The sequence below is a fragment of the Rhizorhapis sp. SPR117 genome (assembly GCF_021742065.1).
On record NZ_JAKKIE010000052.1, the window covers coordinates 22,501 to 25,088 of the forward strand.

General features: G+C 52.8%; 1 tRNA gene and 2 rRNA genes (1 of these 3 running past the window's edge). All 3 read left to right on the forward strand.

The features are described from left to right. Positions 1-1,880 (forward strand): 23S ribosomal RNA (locus L3X40_RS16840); it begins 914 nt to the left of the window's first position. A gap of 144 nt (positions 1,881-2,024) precedes the next feature. Further along, positions 2,025-2,139, forward strand: a 5S ribosomal RNA gene (gene rrf / locus L3X40_RS16845). A 175-nt stretch (positions 2,140-2,314) separates the two neighbouring features. Continuing rightward, positions 2,315-2,391: transfer RNA gene (locus L3X40_RS16850), tRNA-Met, on the forward strand. Positions 2,392-2,588 lie beyond the last annotated feature (197 nt).

Below are 2,588 nucleotides of genomic sequence, written 5' to 3' on the forward strand. Positions count from 1 at the left end.
GTCGCGAGATCTACCAAACCTAACCAAACTCCGAATACCAACGAGTTTAGTTCGGCAGACAGACGGCGGGTGCTAAGGTCCGTCGTCAAAAGGGAAACAGCCCTAACCTACAGCTAAGGTCCCCAAGTCATCACTAAGTGGGAAAGCATGTGGAATTTCCAAAACAACCAGGAGGTTGGCTTAGAAGCAGCCATCCTTTAAAGAAAGCGTAACAGCTCACTGGTCTAATTAAGAGATTCTGCGGCGAAGATGTAACGGGGCTAAAGTGATGCACCGAAGCTTAGGGTGTGATCGTTTACGATCACGCGGTAGCGGAGCGTTCCGTAGGCCGATGAAGCGATCTGGTAATGGGTCGTGGAGGTATCGGAAGTGCGAATGCTGACATGAGTAGCGATAAACAGTGTGAGATGCACTGTCGCCGAAATCCCAAGGGTTCCTGCTTAAAGCTAATCTGAGCAGGGTGAGTCGGCCCCTAAGACGAGCCCGAAGGGGGTAGTCGATGGGAAACAGGTTAATATTCCTGTACCTGGTGGTGTGTGACGGATTGCGTGTGTTGTCAGGCCTTAACGGATTGGTCTGGCTTCGAAGTAGTCCCAGGAAATAGCCCCACCGTATAGACCGTACCCTAAACCGACACAGGTGGGATGGTAGAGTATACCAAGGCGCTTGAGAGAAGTGTACTGAAGGAACTCGGCAAATTGCCTCCGTACCTTCGGAAGAAGGAGGCCCCACATCAAGGCAACTTTTTGTGGGGGGCACAGGCCAGGGGGTAGCGACTGTTTAGCAAAAACACAGGACTCTGCTAAGTCGGCTTCAAGACGACGTATAGGGTCTGACGCCTGCCCGGTGCTGGAAGGTTAAGAGGAGGAGTGCAAGCTCTGAATTGAAGCCCCAGTAAACGGCGGCCGTAACTATAACGGTCCTAAGGTAGCGAAATTCCTTGTCGGGTAAGTTCCGACCTGCACGAATGGCGTAACGACTTCCCCACTGTCTCCAGTACATGCTCAGCGAAATTGAATTCTCCGTGAAGATGCGGAGTACCCGCGGTTAGACGGAAAGACCCCGTGCACCTTTACTGCAGCTTCAGAGTGGCATTAGGAAAGAACTGTGTAGCATAGGTGGGAGGCTTTGAAGCGATGACGCCAGTTGTCGTGGAGCCATAGGTGAAATACCACCCTGTTGTTTTCTGATGTCTAACCTCGCACCGTTATCCGGTGCAGGGACCCTCTGTGGCGGGTAGTTTGACTGGGGCGGTCGCCTCCTAAAGAGTAACGGAGGCGCGCGATGGTGGGCTCAGGACGGTTGGAAACCGTCTGTTAGAGTGCAATGGCATAAGCCCGCCTGACTGCGAGACTGACAAGTCGAGCAGAGACGAAAGTCGGTCATAGTGATCCGGTGGTCCCTCGTGGAAGGGCCATCGCTCAACGGATAAAAGGTACGCCGGGGATAACAGGCTGATGATTCCCAAGAGCTCATATCGACGGAATCGTTTGGCACCTCGATGTCGGCTCATCACATCCTGGGGCTGGAGCAGGTCCCAAGGGTTTGGCTGTTCGCCAATTAAAGTGGTACGTGAGCTGGGTTCAGAACGTCGCGAGACAGTTTGGTCCCTATCTGCCGTGGGCGTCGAAATTTGAGAGGAGTTGACCCTAGTACGAGAGGACCGGGTTGAACATACCTCTGGTGTACCTGTCATGGCGCCAGCCGTGCAGCAGGGTAGCTATGTATGGACGGGATAACCGCTGAAAGCATCTAAGCGGGAAGCCTCCCTCAAGATAAGATTTCATCGAGCCGTGGAAGACCACCACGTTGATAGGCTGGGTGTGGAAGTGCGGTAACGCATGAAGCTAACCAGTCCTAATTGCTCTGTTCGCGCTTAGAGAGTCCCACCATCAATGACAGCTCTGGGAGTTGTCGTGGTGGTATGGATGATTAAGCCAGCCCGATAATGGTCTCACTGATCACACCTTGATCAAAAGCGTGCATCGATTAAAAAGCCCTCCGTATATGCGCCTGCTTCATTGCTTGGTGACCATAGCGTCTGTGACCCACCCGATCCCATCCCGAACTCGGCCGTGAAACTGGACAGCGCCGATGGTACTATTGCTTAAGCACTGGAAGAGTAGGTCGTCGCCAGGCATTGCAGCCGGCGTATATACGGGGAGTTTTTTTATAAACCCATTCACATGTTTTTGTTGGCCTCAGGCGCCGACGGTCGCAGTCGCGGCCTTGGCTAACGCGCGATCAAGCGCGACGGTCGGTCGGCATTGCGAAGCTTGGCTTCGTTTTCAACCTGATAGTCAACTATTGGTGGCGCGGGATGGAGCAGCCCGGTAGCTCGTCAGGCTCATAACCTGAAGGTCGTAGGTTCAAATCCTACTCCCGCAACCAACAAAATACAGTAATTATAACGAATTAACGAAAAGCCTCGGTCGAAAGATAGGGGCTTTTGTCTGTTCTGGAGCTAGCACAAAGCTAACACAAATTGACGGATTGATAAAAACCGGATAGCTGGCCTGCTGCCGGTTTGATGGACACCGAGATAAGTTCATTCAGGCTACCCCAGCTTCACGTTCGAAGTCGATAGG